The sequence below is a fragment of the Paenibacillus sp. P46E genome (genome assembly GCF_001909095.1).
Classification (GTDB): domain Bacteria; phylum Bacillota; class Bacilli; order Paenibacillales; family Paenibacillaceae; genus Paenibacillus_AQ; species Paenibacillus_AQ helianthi.
In genome coordinates this window covers 107,587-123,313 of record NZ_LVYZ01000035.1, presented here as the reverse complement: position 1 = coordinate 123,313, position 15,727 = coordinate 107,587, and the positions used below count along the sequence as shown (strand labels likewise).

Genomic DNA, 15,727 nt, shown 5'->3' with positions numbered 1-15,727 from the left:
GACAGAGGATGGAACTGGACAATAGGACGCAAGAACAAATAACCTTGAGCACCAATCGGTTAAAATTATATGGGAATATGGATACAGTTATAATTGATACAAGTGAAACAACCATTCAAGATCTCACTTTTAGAATAAAAGGAATAATAAACAATAATAAGTAAGCAAATTCAAAGAAAGGGGGGAGATGAATACAGTAAATTACTTGGAAACGAAGTTAACCAGTAGATATGAGGAAGATGACCCGGCTCGACTCGGAAATAAGAATACCTTATTTGCTGATATCCTTATCGACGGGAATTCTTTATACCAAAAACTTAAGAAGTATGATTTGGTTCCTGCCTTTGGTTGGGGAAGTGAACAATATCAAAGACTCATGATGGATTACTTCTTGCTGAAATATTCATTTGAGCTTATGTATCATAGATATCCAATACTCGTCTGCCCATGGTGCGGTGATTTGGAGTGTGGCTATATCTCAGTGAGTATTGACAGAGAATCAGATATTATTGAATGGAGCAATTTTCAGCTGGAAGGTAACCAGAGAAAGCTTGATATCGGACCTTTTTATTTTAATTGGGATAACTATAATCATGCCATTGAAAGTACTTTTGGAGCGAGTAGGGAAGCGTTCTGAATTATCAATTCTATTACGACTGTATGCTTCATTCCATGAAAACGGAGGATGGTTTGCCGCGTTTTTATATTGCCGTACAAAATGGCTCAATCATCGGTATATATGCGTTGCTAAGGAATGACCTGATCAGCCGCCAAGATGTTTTTCCGTGGCTTGCTTGTTTGTATGTGGTACCGGAGTTTAGAGGACAAAAGATGGGAGCCAAACTACTGCAACACGCGCTTCACGAATGGATATATATTTAATGGCACAGCAATGAAAATTTATACAGCCCCTACATCAACGATTACATCTATAGATGGGTATCCAGTGATCCAATCCATTAAGGAATACCCTGAACATAGGGATGTATACGTTGATAGCTGTCATGCCTCAGAAAAGATTCACTTATACCTTCTTTTATCCTCCGGGATGAGGGAAGGTTTTTCTGTATGCCTACCTGTTACAGCGATTTGCAATATTGAATAAAGTTTTCCAGCCATTGTATCGTTACCGTTTCACGTAAAATAGCGCCATCCAATATGAAATAATCACCAAAATCCACGCTATCATGTGGTGGAATACTTTGGTGACGTTCATTGTTTTTGCGTAAATGTTGCAGCCGCTCCTGATGCTGAAGCAACTGATGCTCTAAGAGGTGTATCCGGGTTGGCACATCCAGATGATTGGAAAAATACATTCTAAGCCGAAACACATCTTTGGGAGTAGGTTCTAAAGGCTCTGCTTGTTTTAACCATTTCAAAAAAGCCTCTTTGCCCTCCTCCGTAATCGAATACATTTTTTTCTCCAGGATTTCTCCGCTAATTTGAATTTCGTAAACGATAAGTCCCTCGTCAAACAGTTTTTTTAATTCCGGATAGATCTGGCTGTGCTTTGCATTCCAGAATTCACCTAAATCTTTGCTGAATTCTTTACCAATATCATAACCCGTCATAGGTTCGTTATTTAGTAACCCCAAAATGGCATACTTTAAAGTTCTCATAAGGCTCTCTTCTTCCTATACATTTCGTCTTTTTGATTTGTTAAGTATAGCATATTTTGGTGCTCGCAATAAGGATTGATACAAGCCTCGCACAACATGTATTTCAGAACATATAAATATATACATGTTTATATTGATATAAATAAAATCCTGTGTTAATATGTACTCAAATGGTGTGAATAAATTCACAATATAATTATGAAGGAGAGAAGAATCTCAGTGGAGCTTACGAAAAAGCGATGGATTATTCTGATTGCAAGCTGTTTTATTAATCTGTGTATTGGATCAATTTACGGGTGGAGTGTGTTTGCTGCCCCAATGGCTGAGTATTTGAGCAGCGTCACAGGACTTACTTTAACACCGGGGGATCTAGCTATTGCATTTACCATTACAAATTCAGTCGGGCCGATCACGATGATTTCTGGTGGGTGGATCAATGACCGATTCGGACCCAAGAAAGTGATCTTTGTAGGGGGCTTGTTGTTTGGAGGCGGTATGCTTTTATCAGGGTTTGCAACATCTGTAGGCTTCCTGGTACTTACTTACGGTATCGTACTTGGCCTTGGTACAGGAATGGTTTACGGATGCACGATCAGCAACTCGATTAAGTTTTTTCCTGACAAACGGGGTTTGGTTGGCGGTGTAACCACGGCTGCTTATGGATTGAGCTCAGTGATAATCCCTCCGATTGCCAACGGATTAATAAGTACTTCCGGTGTGAAAACGGCATTCATTATTCTCGGTATCGCATTTCTTGTGATTATATGTGCTGCTTCTTTCTTCATCGAGAAATGCCCATCTGATTTTGTTCCGTCAGGATGGACACCGAAGGCTGTACATGTTGGCCGCTCGCTGAAGAACGACAAAAACTGGAAAGGCATGCTTGCAAGTCCACTGTTTTACGTAATGATCTTGTTATTGATCAGTGGAGCTTTTGCCGGACTAATGTGTACCTCCCAAGCTTCACCTATCGCACAGAAAATGGTTGGTCTGTCTGCGGCAGCCGCAACGACCGCTGTTTCCATATTGGCTCTTTTTAACACGGGTGGACGAATCATTGCAGGCTATATTTCAGACAAAATCGGTCGAATCAATACCCTGGCAATTTCTTCTCTCTTTTCGGTAATCGGACTCACCTTGCTGTATTTATCCGGAGAAAACAGTGTGGCGACCTTTTATATTGGTATTTCGGTGATCGGATTAAGCTTTGGCTCACTCATGGGGGTATTTCCGGGATTCACTGCGGATCAGTTTGGTGCAAAAAATAACAGTGTGAATTATGGAATTATGTTTATTGGATTTGCATTAGCGGGATATTTTGGACCATCCATTATGAAGAATGTGTATAGCGCAGATGGTAGTTACCAGAGAGCCTTTGTCATTGCGGCTGTATTTGGCATCACCGGATTTGTCCTGACCTTTGTATATAAGTTGGCTAACAAGAAGAATCAGAAAGCTATCATATAAATGTGAGAAAGAATCATCTACAGAGAAGGAGTAAGAAAGCATGCATAGAAAATATCCAAACTTAAGCAAGCCCATCACCATCGGCAATGTGACTTTTAGAAATAGAATGTTTGGCGCACCTATGGGAGGAACAGATATTACAGCTGACTGCACCATTGGTCCTAAATCTACCGCTTTTTATGAATTAAGAGCAAAAGGCGGCGCTGCCTCAGTTACAGTCAGTGAAGTTGTAGTTCACCCCGAGACAGAAGCTTCACATATGTATCATCTGGATTTGGGAACAGTGGATTCTTTGGCCAGCTTTACGTATACAGCAGATGCTATCCGCCGTCACGGGGCTATTGCCAGTGTGGAGCTATCCCATTCGGGTCAATATGCAGGAACTTATCTGACTGATAAAAATAAGAAACAGGGACTTGCCCAGTGGGGCCCCAGCCCCGGGGTGCGTCCAGACGGCAGAGAAGTTAAGGAGCTTACGCAAGAACTGATTGATGACATTGTAGCTGCTTATGGTACCTGTGCGGGACTTGCGAAGCGAGCAGGTTTTGAAATGATTATGGTTCATGGCGGGCATGGTTGGTTGATTAATCAGTTCTTTTCTCCTCATTTCAATCGCAGAACAGACAAGTATGGCGGATCATTGGAGAATCGGGTGCGTTTTGCCCAGGAGGTGCTTGATAGTGTCCGTGAAGCTGTTGGTGTTGGTTTTCCCATAGAGTTTAGAATGAGCGGCTCCGAGTTGTTTGAAGGCGGCTATGATCTGACAGAAGGGATTGAAATTGCCAAATTACTGGAATCAAGGATCGACCTGCTACATGTATCTGCCGGAACGTATCAGACAGGGTTTGGTATCACACACCCTTCTATGTTCTTGCCTCATGGCAGTAATGTTTATCTTGCGGCAGAGATCAAGAAGCATGTTAGTGTTCCGGTAGCAACGGTTGGCGGATTAAATGACCCTGCTCAAATGGAAGAAATCATTGCCAGCGGTCAGGCGGATGTTGTAGAAATGGCCCGTGCCCTCCTGGCGGATCCCGAGCTCCCCAAAAAGGTGATGAGCAACCGTGATGAGGATATTATCAAGTGTCTGAGATGCTTCACCTGTATGGCAGAACGTGCTGAAACATCCACAAGACGCTGTACAGTTAACCCGCTCATTGGTCGTGAAATGGATGGTACCGACATATATCCTTCTCCTAATTCACGCAAGGTTTTGGTAGCTGGCGGAGGCCCGGGTGGACTGTATGCCGCGCTTACCGCAGCTAAACGCGGACATCAAGTCATTTTATGTGAGAAGTCTGATGACGTAGGGGGTATTTTGAGGGGCGAACAGGCCATTCCATTTAAATATGAGATGTATGAGTTGGGAGTAACTCTCGGAAAACTCGCCAAAGACGCCGGTGTTGAGATTCGTTTGAATACACCTGTGACTAAAGCGTATGCTGAGAAAGAAGACGTTGATGCGTTAATTATCGCCGTCGGTTCCGCAGCCATTGTTCCTCCAATCCCCGGATTAGACGGAGATAACGTAGTCGTTGTGAATGACTATTATCTGGAGAAGGACAAGGTCAGCGATAGTGTAATCGTATTGGGAGGCGGTCTGGCAGGCTGTGAAGCCGCCATTCACCTTGCCCAGGAGGGTAAGACTGTCCATCTGGTAGAGATGAGAACGGAGCTGGCTCCAGATGCTAATATCAGACATCGTCCCATTATGCTGAAAGAAATTGAAAAGAACAACATTCAAGTGCATTTAGGATATAAAGGGCTGCGTGTCACACAAGAAGGTGTGGTATGCGCGGAGCCCAATGGGGAAGAGGTTCTTGTTCCGGGTACTTCGGTCATTTGTGCGCTTGGACAACGAGCAAGAAGAAATGTAGTAGATGAGTTATTGGATTGCGCACCTTATGTTGCCCAAATTGGGGACTGCGTTAAGGCATCAACGATTACGACTGCAATCTATCAAGGTTATCATGCCGCACTTGATATTTAACGCTGCTAAACCTTCTTTCATCCTTCGGGATGAGAGGAGGTTTATTTTTGTTCGGTGAGAGAGTAGCAGAAACTAGAAAAAGACGATGGCCAGCAATCCGATGTAATAAATTAATCTGTGATTTGCTGGCTATCGCCCTGGTTGCTGAAGCTATTGAATCATTCCCTGCAGAAACACTGTCATCATTTTAGCGGCCTCCGCTCTGGTTGCGCCGCCTTTAGGATCTAATGTGTTGTTGCCTTTGCCGGACAGGATTCCTGCCTTCTGCAAGGCGGTTACCGCATCCACGGCCCACGTACTAACGCTGCTGTTGTCTGCAAAGCCTGCGTTGCTGATGTTGGCAGGAAGTGCGTAGCCCGCAAGATCAGCATACCGCCCGATCATGACGCTGATTTCCTCGCGGCTGATGAAGGCATTCGGATTGAATCTATGGTTGCCTGCTCCATTTACGATGTTATTCCCGGCGGCCCACGCTACATAAGGCAGGTACCAGTCACCGGCTTTGACATCGGTAAACGCTGAGGAGGAATACCCTGAGACATCCGCATTGGCGAGTCCTGCCAGCATTTTGGCGAATTCTGCCCGGGTAATCCCCTTATCAGGTGCGAATGTGTTGGCGCCTGTACCGGAAATAATGTTGTGCGCAGCCAGGTAGGTAATATAGCTGCTACCCCAGTGACCGGAAGTGTCGCTAAAGCTGATTTTGTTATAGCCTACAGCGTATTTGCTGAGGTGGTTGGTTAACAATGAGACGGTTCCTGTCTCCTGGTTATACCCCGACTTAACGACCGCATTAGGCTTGCCGCTACTGTCAATGTAATAGGCGGTAATGGCGTTAGCATCTTCACCTTGGGCGAGCTTGAACGGAATACTGATCTTGATGCTTCCGCCTCCAAAGCTGATCAGGCTTGAAGCGCCAGACTGAACGGTATACTCCAGCATAGGCCGTGTACCGACCAGACTTGCTGCTTCAGAAGAAAGGCCGGAAGTAGCTGCTGGAGCGATTCCAATGCGGATACTGTCTCCCCCGGAATTTTTCAACGACCCCAAGGCGGCTTTGTTAAAGGACATGTTTCCGAACTGGGTTACAAGTTCCACTTCAGCAGTTTTACTCTCGAACAGCTTGCTGATGGCATCCTTGGAAAGTGTGATTCCAACTGACTTTGCATGGTCTACGGTTCCCACATTCAGCAGAACTGAGATCTTTGCTGCGGTAGAAGAGCTGACCTTAGTCAACAAGTCAGTAATTTGGGAATCCTTAATCGTTGCCTCTGCTTTTCCGCTGGGATCGGCAGTTGCCGTTACCGATAGGCTCTGCTTCCCGTTATCTGTCCCCGGACTGGATGCGGGACTTGGAGTAGCCGAAGGTACAGGGGAAGGTGTTGGCGTTGCCACTGGCCCATTCCCGCCAGGAGAAGAGCTGGAAACGGTGCTCAAGGATGCTTTTAAAGGACTGCTAGAGTTATCCGTAAGGTCATAAGCGATGACAGAGAACGAATAGGTTGTGCCTGGAGTCAATCCAGTTACATTATAGGAGTAGGTAGCACCGGTTACGGTGTGAAGCAGTGTGCTGTCACGATATACGCTGTAGCTGACTACCCCTTCGTTGTCTATTGCTGCCGGCCAATTCAAGGTAAGGCCCGCCTGGGTAATATTTGAACCGGTCAGTTTGGCGTCTGCCGGCCAACTTGGCGCCTCGAGGTCTACAGCGAGCTTGATGCTGTTAGCGTTATAGATTACTTTCATTTTGTATTGGCTAGGCAGTCCTGTTGTCTCTACGGAAGAAAATTCTCCGCTCCGCTGATCCTTACCATGGGTGATGAGTGTAATCACACCGTCAGGTACGTAATGATTCAAAAAGTTCAGATGCAATGTACCACCAGCCTGTACTTTGCCCTTAATATTGAGTAGATCGTTTGAACTGTTAAGGTTCATTTCAAGTGTGCCGCCGGCAGACTGGCTGAAATTCCCGCCGATGGTCATCTGTCCAGGAACATTCTGAATCAGGGTTCCCCCGTGGTTGGTCACATCGCCGGTTCCGAAAGCTGCCGCCGAATTTCCCTCAAGCGTACCTTCATTCAGCTGTGTACCTCCGGAATAACTATTGTTCCCCTGAAGCTTGAGCGTCCCCGTTCCCTTTTTGGTTAGCCCCCCTGTGCCGGAAATGTCATTCCTCCAGCGGTCCAGGGCATTGAAGCCGCCTTGATAAGTGTCCATGGTCACTGTAACGTCATTCGCAAAAGCACCATAGCCATCTGCTGCGGCAAAGAGATTAAGCCGTCCCCATCCTTCCGGGTCATCAAGCACAGGATAGCCGGAGGGAAGCCCGGTCGTGGCTAAGACCCAGCGGCGCTGCGTATCGTCCAGGTACGGCAGGCGTGTTTCGAGCAGGACTTCTGCGCCTTTTGGAACCACCACTGGCTTAGTTGTGGAATCGATCGGACTGAATCCGTAGGTCAAACGCTCTGTGTAGTTTTGTTTATTCTTGGCGTAATTGCTGAACCGGTCTTCTGCTGTGCCGGTCTGTGTCAACAATAGACCATGCGCATCGTTATACGCCGTCTTTTTCAAAAGGCTATTGTTCGGTTCATTCAACGCAGCAGCGGATACCGCAGTGGCCATGACCCGTGCTCCCATTACATCAAGCGGTGAGTGCATTCCGGCAACGATACGGTTGTTTCCAAGTTCCGATGCCCGGGTAAGTAGTTCCTGGAACCGCTCCGGTACAGCATAGGCCATCGCTATTGCACTCAGGTAAGCGGCATTGGTATGGCCGCTTGGAAATCCGCCGTCGTTGCTTGGATCAGCATTGATTGCAGGAACAAGGGACGGCACTACAATGGCTGGGCTGCTCCAGCGAAACGGGCGCGGATATTTATAATAGGTCTTGGATGGACTAGTTGAAGCACTGCTGTTGCGGAAGGTATTCACCAAGCTCACGATGCTGCCGAGACTGGAATTCGGATCGCCTGAACCATATTCTCCGCCGTTTCCCTGATCCTCATATTTAACTGTTGTGGCATCTGCGGGAATACCGGTGATTGTTGTCGTTGCTCCCGCATGAAGTCTGTAGATATCGGTAAGTGAACCCAGGCCATCCATGACGCTGTAGCTCTGTTTTCTCCGGTCATCCAAATAGGCTGCATCAGCCTCACTGGAGGTTCGTTTGGCGGCCATGTCTACCACCTTTTGGATGTTGGCATCCAGCACGCTGCTGTTCAATTTCGTGCCAGTATCCCAGGCAGCACCAGGAGTCCACAGTTGTTCAAACCCGGAAAGAGTCCCGATCGCTGGGTTTGAGAGGGTCGTCTTGTTGGAGGAAGTATTGATTTTGTAATTGTCTACATAATACCCCCAGGCCGGTGCAGGCGGCAGCGCCACTGATTCCGGGATGGGAGCCGCACTCGCACTCGCAACCATTCCACTTATGGAACTTAAAAGTAATGACAGACCCAAAGCGGCTGATACTTGCTTTTTCCTAAATCCCATTCTCAAAATGTATCACTCCTCTGTTTTAGTTCGACATCACTGTAGCATTCGGGTGATCCGGGCCTCAATACAACAAATTCCCCATTCTATAAAAATCGTATGTTCTCTTTAGAATCAGGCTTCTTTACATAAACAGGGTCGATGTATAACGCTCTGTGAACATACTTCCAATAAGATTAGGAGATGGTTAAGATGCTTCAACACTTTCGAATCCGGAGACAACAACGATGAAAAAAAACGGGAACTCTGCTTTTGCCAACCTCGCTATTTCCTATGTAACGATCGTGATGGTCATTGTCCTTTTGCTCTGCTCCATCTTTTATATGTATTTTCCTAAAAACTACAATGAAGAAATCCAAAAAAAGAATCAGATTATCCTGGAGAGTGCGGCCAACTATATCGAATCGTCTGTGTTTCAGCGGGTGCAGCAAATTTATCTGGATCTTTCCCTGGGTGAGCCCGTTAGTATTGATGTATTTGCCAAAGAGACCCTTCAGGGCAATCACGGCACTGTACTGGATCTGCAGGACCTGCTTAAGAATGAAGTCGCGGATTATGCGGACATTGTTTCTGCAGTTCATTTGTATTATCCCAAGCCAAACATCATGATTTCGTCGGACGCCGGGCTGCGATACTTGGATCAGGAGCGTGAAGACACAGCCGCGGCAGTAAGCTGGATGGAACGTTTGCAGAATAGCGATTCAAGCTTTGTGTGGACCGAAGCGCGCATGGCACCCCAGGACATCAATAGGAGTTTGTCAGACGATAACCTGGCGGGCCCTATGATTTCATACGCACATAGCTATCCTTTTCACTCCACCGGTGCCGACTGCGACCTGATGATTGCTATCGATATGAAGGAGGAGGCCATCAGCGGAATCATCCGGCATATTATGCCTTCTGATTATAAGAACACTTTTGTTATGGGGCCAAGCGGGACGATTATCTCTGCGGCGGACAAAGGAATACTGGGTCATAGCGCCGGAAGCAGCTCACCTATCAACAAAATTCTGTCTTCCACAGCGGTAGCTGAAAGCTTCACCGAAACGATAAACCGGGGGTCCAATGAGGTTTCTTTTCACACCTTTCCATCCAATGACTGGAAAATATATAACATCACACCTACAGACAACTACTATCAGAAATCGATTCTATTGCAGAGGATGGTGCTCCTGATTTGTCTGCTGGCGGCTATCGTAGGTATGGTCCTGTCCGGTATTTTCACCGTCGCCATTTATGACCCCCTGAAGCGCTTAAGGGACAAAATGAAAGGCATGTTCGACAATACCCCGGATGCCGGGCTGAATGAATACACACTGATTGATACAGCCATCAACAGATTGACCCGCAAGGTGAGCAGTCTCGAGGAAACCCTGCAAGCCAACAGTCCGGTCATCAAGCATAATATCGTGCTCAATCTCCTGAATAACAGCTACAGTGAGGAGGAACTTGCGGAGCAATTGCAATCTATCCATATTCCCCTAACGTATACCCGCTACTGCTGCATGCTGATAGACCCGGTTAGTCCGGGTTTCAAAGCGCTCCATTCCAAAACTGCGCAATTTGTTCTCTACCGGATGATTAATCAATTGGAAGCTGCGGATTTTGCTGGATGCCATATCATTGCAGAAGAGCTTCCGGATAAAAAAGTAGCGGTTATTGTGTGTACAGACAAAGCAAAGGAAGGGCTGCTGGAGCAGATTTCAAACTTCATTCTTTCAGAGGCGGAACGCGGCTTTAACCTGAAATTCAAAATCTCCCTGGGCTGCTGGGTGCAGCGGTTTATGGAGGTGTATAAGAGCTTTGGTGAAGCGAAGATCCTTGCTAAATATGGATTCCTCCTGCCTGAGGTTTCCATTATTAAGGATACAAGCCTGCTGGAGAGGGAGGGCAGTCCTAACGAAATCCCGCAGACGGTTCTGCTGAAATTCAAAGAAAAGCTTCAGGCAAGGAATATTGAGGGTGCTTCCGCAGCCGTTGACCATCTATTGGATCAGATGCGGGAAGGGGTGTATTCTGCAGATTACTGCCGCTTTATATTGCTGAATACGGTATCGGTATACTCGGATTATCTATTAAGTGTGAGGTATACCCCATCGGATCATGTCAAAATAAACTTATACAATGAATATACTTCCATTCATGATATCAACGGCTATAGGGAATGGCTGACGGATTCCATTGCGGTGTGTATTAGTCATATGGAGAAGCGGAGCGACAATCGGACGAGCGAGAGCATTGAGGCGGTTAAGCGATATATCAGCTCACATCTTTCGGAGGAGCTTTCGCTCGATACGGTTGCGGGCAAGGTCTTTCTAAGCCCCAAATATCTCAGTAAGATATTCAAGGAAGAAACCGGGACAAACTATATTGAATATGTGACCGGGAAAAGGATGGAAAAAGCCCTGGAGCTGATGGCTAACCATAATATGACCATCGAGCAAATTGCGAACACCGTTGGATATGGCACGACAGCTTATTTTATCAAAAAATTCAAAGAGAAGAACGGTTATACCCCTAAGCACTATATACGACAATTAATGGAGCAGTCATAGGAGGCCGTGGACATGAAAATGAACCGTCTTCAATCACTCTCGTTCCTGTTGCTGTTGATGATGCTGATGTCTGCTGTCGGTGGATGTGAAGCTCCCCGGGATACCGGAGAAACCGCTCAAGCGGCACCTGCGTTGGACAGCGCCTATACCATTTCCTGGACGATGCATCAGAATGAGCCGGTTCCCGAAGATGCGCAAATGCTTACATATATCGAGAATAAATTCAAGGTGGACCTGAAGGTCTGGAATCTTGAAAATAATAAATATGAAGCGCTGCTGAACCTAAAGCTCGCACAAGGGCAAATTCCGGACCTGTTTCGGATCAGGCAGCCGCAGGATCTTTTGAAATACGAGTCACAGGGAGCGCTTGCCGAAATTCCTAAGGACATTCTGCTCCACAATGCACCGAACCTCATGCAGGAGATCCATCACAATGCTCCCGGATATTTGAACTATGGGGAAATTGGCGGGAAGCTCTATGGGATCCCTGTGGTGAATCCGACGAATATCTATAGAATCCCAGTTGTGTACAGAAAAGATTGGCTGGATAAGCTTGGGCTTGGGGTTCCAGAGACCTTGGCGGAGTTTGAGAAAGTCATGTACGCCTTCACGAACAATGATCCGGACGGTAACGGCAAGAAGGATACCTATGGGCTCTCCAGTGAAGGGATGAATGTTGTTTTTGGGGCGTTCGGACAGATTGTTTTTGCCGACCAGCTGTATTTCAATGTCAAGGGGCAGAACCTGGTCATTGGAGCTCTGGAGCCGGAGATGAAGGAAGCCCTGGGACTTCTGCGAAAGTGGTACAAGGATGGTATTATTGATCCTGAATTCATCACCGGAGAGAATAAGGGCGGCTACAAACACCTGTCCCATGCTTTTATCAACGGAAGAATCGGGATGACCTCGATGGGGAACTACTATCACTGGATTCAAGCCGGAGATTACATGGAGCTGGATGAAAAAGGTGAAGAGGTACCTGTGGAGGCCACGTTCAATGCACGAGAGCTTGCAGCCAAGAACAAGGACGCCAGGATCATATTCGGGCAGCCTGTGACCGGCCCCCAGGGGAAAAGTGGTTCGAAGGCGTATGATATGCTGATGAGCTTCACGGCGATTGGTGCCGACGCCGTCAAAGAGCCGGGGAAGCTGGAGAAAATTCTGCAGATTCTGGACTATGTCAGTGCGAATCCGGATGAGGATGAAGCAATGTCCATGCTGTACGGGATTCAGGGGGTACATTGGGAGTGGTCGGACAAGTCCACGGGTGATTTCATGATCCTCCCCCCGTTTGATGCCATCACCAATTATACCAACCGGATCGGCGCCGGAATCGGAATGACCGTTCCGCGCAAGCCTATGGGCCGCAGAGAGCAGTGGGCCTCGACCTTGGGCTTGGATAAGAATGGGATATACAATGCTCTGAAGGTTTCCACACCTTCACTCATGAAGTACAGCGCTGGGCTGATCAAATTCAAAAACAAAGCCTATATTTCCATTATCACCGGGGACCAGCCCATAGATTATTTCGATTCCTTCTTCAAGGAATTTATGGGAGCGGGCGGTGAGCAGGTTTTGCAAGAGGCCAATGACTGGTACCATATGGAGCCGGAAAATGAATAGGAGAGAAAATGAATATAAAAAACCGCGTAAGCCGGAATTTCTCCGGTGTACGCGGTTTTATATTTAGAGCCATCCTTTATGGCCATGTTGGTTAGTTTAGTTGGAATTAGTGGTATTTCACCGATTTGATCCGTGCCTCTTCCTGATAGGAGAGCGGGCTTGGTGAAGGTGGAGTATGCAGGTGACGTTCTGCCGAATATTCAATTTTCCAGTAATCCTCTTCTTCCGAGGCCATCCATGGCTGCCACATTCCCGATACCCAATTCTTAAGTTCTTTAAGTCCTGCCAGCATTTCTTCCATCCTCCTTGGGCTATGAAATCTATGATTCAAAGCTCCTTTTGGTTACGCTTTCATTATAACATATAATTACGATATTGAAAGGTGTGTCCGCCTGAAATAGACAGAAAATTGTGAACAAATTACGTAGATAAAGGGAATTGTATCTGTTTGAGAGATATGTGTCCTCCCTGTGGAGACAACGTTGATTATTCCTGAATAGTGGGGAAAAGTGACGGAAACAGATCATTCAATAAAAAACGGCTGCCCCGTTTTGAGGCAACCGCATGAACTAATTCTATAGGACAGATCTGTTATTTGATCCGTTTCAATGCTGCTTCCTGGTCAATGGATCGTCTGGACAGCAAATCAAGTGTGACGTCATGTCCCCGCAGCGTTTCTTCGATACGCTCTATGGTGTCACGGGTGGCAATCACTTCGGCGTTCACTTCCGATACGGCCTGCTGGATCAGTGGGATTAACTTGGTATCCTCTTTAATACTGGCGATATCCAGTTTTATGTCACTAATCTCGGATTTCATGTCACTAATCTCGGATTTCATGTCACTAATCTCGGATTTCATGTCACTGATCTCGGATTTTATGTCACTTAAGTCAGACTGTACACCAGTTATAGCAGTAAGTATTTGTTGAAGTAAGAGGTCACTCATCGTCACAGCTCCTCAGTTATTAATAATAAATTATCGATGGATGATGGATGCGAAAGGGTGTTCTTCATCGGTGTAATTTTGATTCATTATAGCATAAATGTGAGTGGACAAGAATTGGAAAAAGCATGAACTCGGATGGATTCCCCGTGAAAAAACAGAAACCTATAATTCTGACTGGTTTTTGCACTAATTATTGGGATATTTTCCATTTACCAAAGGTGCTATATTGATTTTCGTAAGCGGTTTCAAAAAACAATAAGGGAGGAAACAACTTTTTATGGCTAAAAAGAAATCGTTCCTGTCACTTGTATTAATCGCCGTTTTACTGCTTGCCATGGTTACACCTGTGGTATCCGCTGATTCATCGGAACAGGCACCGCACACCAACGCTGCAACCGCAAATCTGCAATCTTATGTGGATGCGCTGCTACCAGGCTGGAACCTGGGGAATACGCTGGATGCAACGGGGGCGGATGAAACCTCTTGGGGCAATCCGGCAGTTACTCAGGAACTCATTAAGAAGATTGCCGCCCAAGGGTACAAAAGCATTCGCATTCCAGTAACCTGGGATGTTCATGTTGGAGCCGCTCCGGGCTATACGATTGATCCGGCTTATTTGGCCCGGGTTCAGCAAGTGGTTGACTGGGCAATTGGCGAAAATCTGTATGTTATGATTAACCTCCACCATGATTCCTGGTTATGGATCAGCAAGATGGAGCAGCAGCATGATCAGGTATCAGCCCGTTATAACGCGATTTGGACACAAATTGCGAATAAATTCAAGAACCATTCCAGTAAGCTGATGTTCGAGAGCGTCAATGAGCCGCGTTTTACCGATGGGGGGACTACTGATGAGAACAAGGCGCTCCAGATGCTGGACGAACTGAATGTATCCTTTCGCAGTATAGTCAGAAAATCCGGTGGAATGAACGCCACCCGTCCGCTGGTGCTCTCTACTTTGGAAGCGTCTCCAACACAGGTCCGCATGGACTCGCTATATAATACCATCGCAAAGATGAACGATTCCAACCTGATCGCGACCGTGCATTATTATGGTTTCTGGCCGTTTAGCGTCAACATTGCAGGCTATACCAAATTCGATACGGATACCCAGAATGACATTAATACCACTTTCACGAATGTATATAATACCTTTACTTCTAAAGGGATTCCAGTCATCGTAGGCGAATACGGCCTGCTTGGCTTTGATAAGAACACGGGTGTGATTGAACAAGGCGAGAAATTGAAGTTTTTCGAATATCTGGCCTACTATCTGAAGTCGAAACAAATTACACCGATGCTGTGGGATAATGGCCAGCACTTTGGCCGTACCACCTATCAATGGTCTGATCCTCAGTTATACAATATAATGAAAACCAGCTGGAGCAATCGTTCTTCAACTGCTGAGAGCGATCTCATCAACTTGAAAAAAGGTGCATCTGCCAAAGACGTGACAGTGAAGCTTAACCTGAATGGAAATACGCTGTCCTCCATCTTTTTCGGGAGTCAGCAGCTGCTGCAGGGAACCGATTATACACTGAGCGGTGACCAGCTAACCTTCAAGGCTGCCCGGATCACCAGTCTTACGTCCTCCGGCAAGCTCGGTGTGAACGCAGTATTGACTGCACATTTCAACAAAGGGGCAGACTGGAACTTTAACGTGATTCTGTATGACACGCCGGTACTAAGCAATGCTCAAGGGACTACCAGTTCATTTAAGATTCCTGCTGTCTTTAATGGGACTACCCTGGCAACCATGGAAGCTGTGTATTCCACAGGCGGCAATGCCGGTCCGCAAAATTGGACGCCGTACAAGGAATTCGCTTATGCATTCACGCCTTCCTACAGCACGAATGAGATCAGCCTGCTTCCGGCCTTTTTTAACGAAGTCAACAATGGTGATGTCATTCTGAAGTTCCATTTTTGGAATGGTGAAGTTGTAAGCTACAAAATGACGAAAAACGGGACGAGTGTTACCGGGGTAACGATGTAGCGAATGGACTAAGCAAGAGCCTTCTTTTATCCTTCGGGCTGAA

11 protein-coding genes are annotated in these 15,727 nt (G+C 46.4%); 7 read left to right on the top strand and 4 right to left on the bottom strand.

The window, feature by feature from the left end:
- Window positions 1-187: 187 nt before the first annotated feature.
- Both A3849_RS11985 and A3849_RS33955 read left to right on the top strand, forming a co-directional pair.
- A complete protein-coding gene (locus A3849_RS11985) occupies window positions 188-637 on the top strand; it encodes an oxidoreductase (RefSeq protein WP_074111625.1) in 450 nt (149 codons plus the stop codon).
- A gap of 23 nt (window positions 638-660) precedes the next feature.
- Entirely contained in the window at window positions 661-882 is a 222-nt protein-coding gene (locus A3849_RS33955; RefSeq protein WP_074111624.1) for a GNAT family N-acetyltransferase, read from the top strand.
- Window positions 883-1,079: 197 nt separating this feature from the next.
- Here A3849_RS33955 and A3849_RS11975 read toward each other — a convergent pair whose 3' ends face one another.
- Window positions 1,080-1,619: a PadR family transcriptional regulator gene (locus A3849_RS11975; RefSeq protein WP_074084138.1), complete on the bottom strand. Its 540-nt coding sequence runs from the start codon at window positions 1,617-1,619 to the stop codon at window positions 1,080-1,082.
- A gap of 219 nt (window positions 1,620-1,838) precedes the next feature.
- On the opposite strand from A3849_RS11975, the gene A3849_RS11970 reads away from it, so the two are divergent.
- Together A3849_RS11970 and A3849_RS11965 are read left to right on the top strand one after the other, a co-directional pair.
- Window positions 1,839-3,086 (top strand): L-lactate MFS transporter, encoded by a 1,248-nt coding sequence (locus A3849_RS11970; protein WP_074111623.1) that lies wholly within the window; start codon window positions 1,839-1,841, stop codon window positions 3,084-3,086.
- Window positions 3,087-3,126: 40 nt separating this feature from the next.
- Entirely contained in the window at window positions 3,127-5,076 is a 1,950-nt protein-coding gene (locus A3849_RS11965) for an oxidoreductase (RefSeq protein ID WP_074111622.1), read from the top strand.
- Between the two features lie 150 nt (window positions 5,077-5,226).
- Here A3849_RS11965 and A3849_RS11960 read toward each other — a convergent pair whose 3' ends face one another.
- Entirely contained in the window at window positions 5,227-8,565 is a 3,339-nt protein-coding gene (locus A3849_RS11960; protein ID WP_074111621.1) for an S-layer homology domain-containing protein, read from the bottom strand.
- 227 nt (window positions 8,566-8,792) lie between these two features.
- Here A3849_RS11960 and A3849_RS11955 point away from each other — a divergent pair, with 227 nt between their 5' ends.
- Together A3849_RS11955 and A3849_RS11950 are read left to right on the top strand one after the other, a co-directional pair.
- Window positions 8,793-11,120, top strand: a complete 2,328-nt coding sequence (locus A3849_RS11955) for a helix-turn-helix domain-containing protein (protein WP_074111620.1) — start codon at window positions 8,793-8,795, stop codon at window positions 11,118-11,120.
- 12 nt (window positions 11,121-11,132) lie between these two features.
- Complete coding sequence (locus tag A3849_RS11950; RefSeq protein WP_074111619.1) at window positions 11,133-12,743, top strand: type 2 periplasmic-binding domain-containing protein; 1,611 nt, start codon at window positions 11,133-11,135, stop codon at window positions 12,741-12,743.
- Between the two features lie 106 nt (window positions 12,744-12,849).
- On the opposite strand, the gene A3849_RS11945 is transcribed toward A3849_RS11950, so the two are convergent.
- Both A3849_RS11945 and A3849_RS11940 read right to left on the bottom strand, forming a co-directional pair.
- Entirely contained in the window at window positions 12,850-13,035 is a 186-nt protein-coding gene (locus A3849_RS11945; protein WP_074111618.1) for a hypothetical protein, read from the bottom strand.
- Window positions 13,036-13,334: 299 nt separating this feature from the next.
- Window positions 13,335-13,691: a histidine kinase gene (locus A3849_RS11940; protein ID WP_074111617.1), complete on the bottom strand. Its 357-nt coding sequence runs from the start codon at window positions 13,689-13,691 to the stop codon at window positions 13,335-13,337.
- A 277-nt stretch (window positions 13,692-13,968) separates the two neighbouring features.
- Between A3849_RS11940 and A3849_RS11935 the strand changes: the two genes are divergently transcribed.
- Window positions 13,969-15,684 carry a cellulase family glycosylhydrolase gene (locus A3849_RS11935; RefSeq protein WP_074111616.1) on the top strand — a complete coding sequence of 572 codons (1,716 nt, stop codon included), beginning with the start codon at window positions 13,969-13,971 and terminating at the stop codon, window positions 15,682-15,684.
- The last annotated feature ends 43 nt before the right edge of the window (window positions 15,685-15,727 follow it).

Bases quoted from the DNA above. Each gene is read 5' to 3' on its own strand.
- A3849_RS11985 (WP_074111625.1), top strand. From the start codon at position 188: ATGAATACAGTAAATTACTTGGAAACGAAGTTAACCAGTAGATATGAG.
- A3849_RS33955 (WP_074111624.1), top strand. From the start codon at position 661: ATGCTTCATTCCATGAAAACGGAGGATGGTTTGCCGCGTTTTTATATT.
- A3849_RS11975 (WP_074084138.1), bottom strand. From the start codon at position 1,619: ATGAGAACTTTAAAGTATGCCATTTTGGGGTTACTAAATAACGAACCT.
- A3849_RS11950 (WP_074111619.1), top strand. From the start codon at position 11,133: ATGAAAATGAACCGTCTTCAATCACTCTCGTTCCTGTTGCTGTTGATG.
- A3849_RS11940 (WP_074111617.1), bottom strand. From the start codon at position 13,691: ATGAGTGACCTCTTACTTCAACAAATACTTACTGCTATAACTGGTGTA.
- A3849_RS11955 (WP_074111620.1), top strand. From the start codon at position 8,793: ATGAAAAAAAACGGGAACTCTGCTTTTGCCAACCTCGCTATTTCCTAT.
- A3849_RS11935 (WP_074111616.1), top strand. From the start codon at position 13,969: ATGGCTAAAAAGAAATCGTTCCTGTCACTTGTATTAATCGCCGTTTTA.
- A3849_RS11945 (WP_074111618.1), bottom strand. From the start codon at position 13,035: ATGCTGGCAGGACTTAAAGAACTTAAGAATTGGGTATCGGGAATGTGG.
- A3849_RS11965 (WP_074111622.1), top strand. From the start codon at position 3,127: ATGCATAGAAAATATCCAAACTTAAGCAAGCCCATCACCATCGGCAAT.
- A3849_RS11960 (WP_074111621.1), bottom strand. From the start codon at position 8,565: ATGGGATTTAGGAAAAAGCAAGTATCAGCCGCTTTGGGTCTGTCATTA.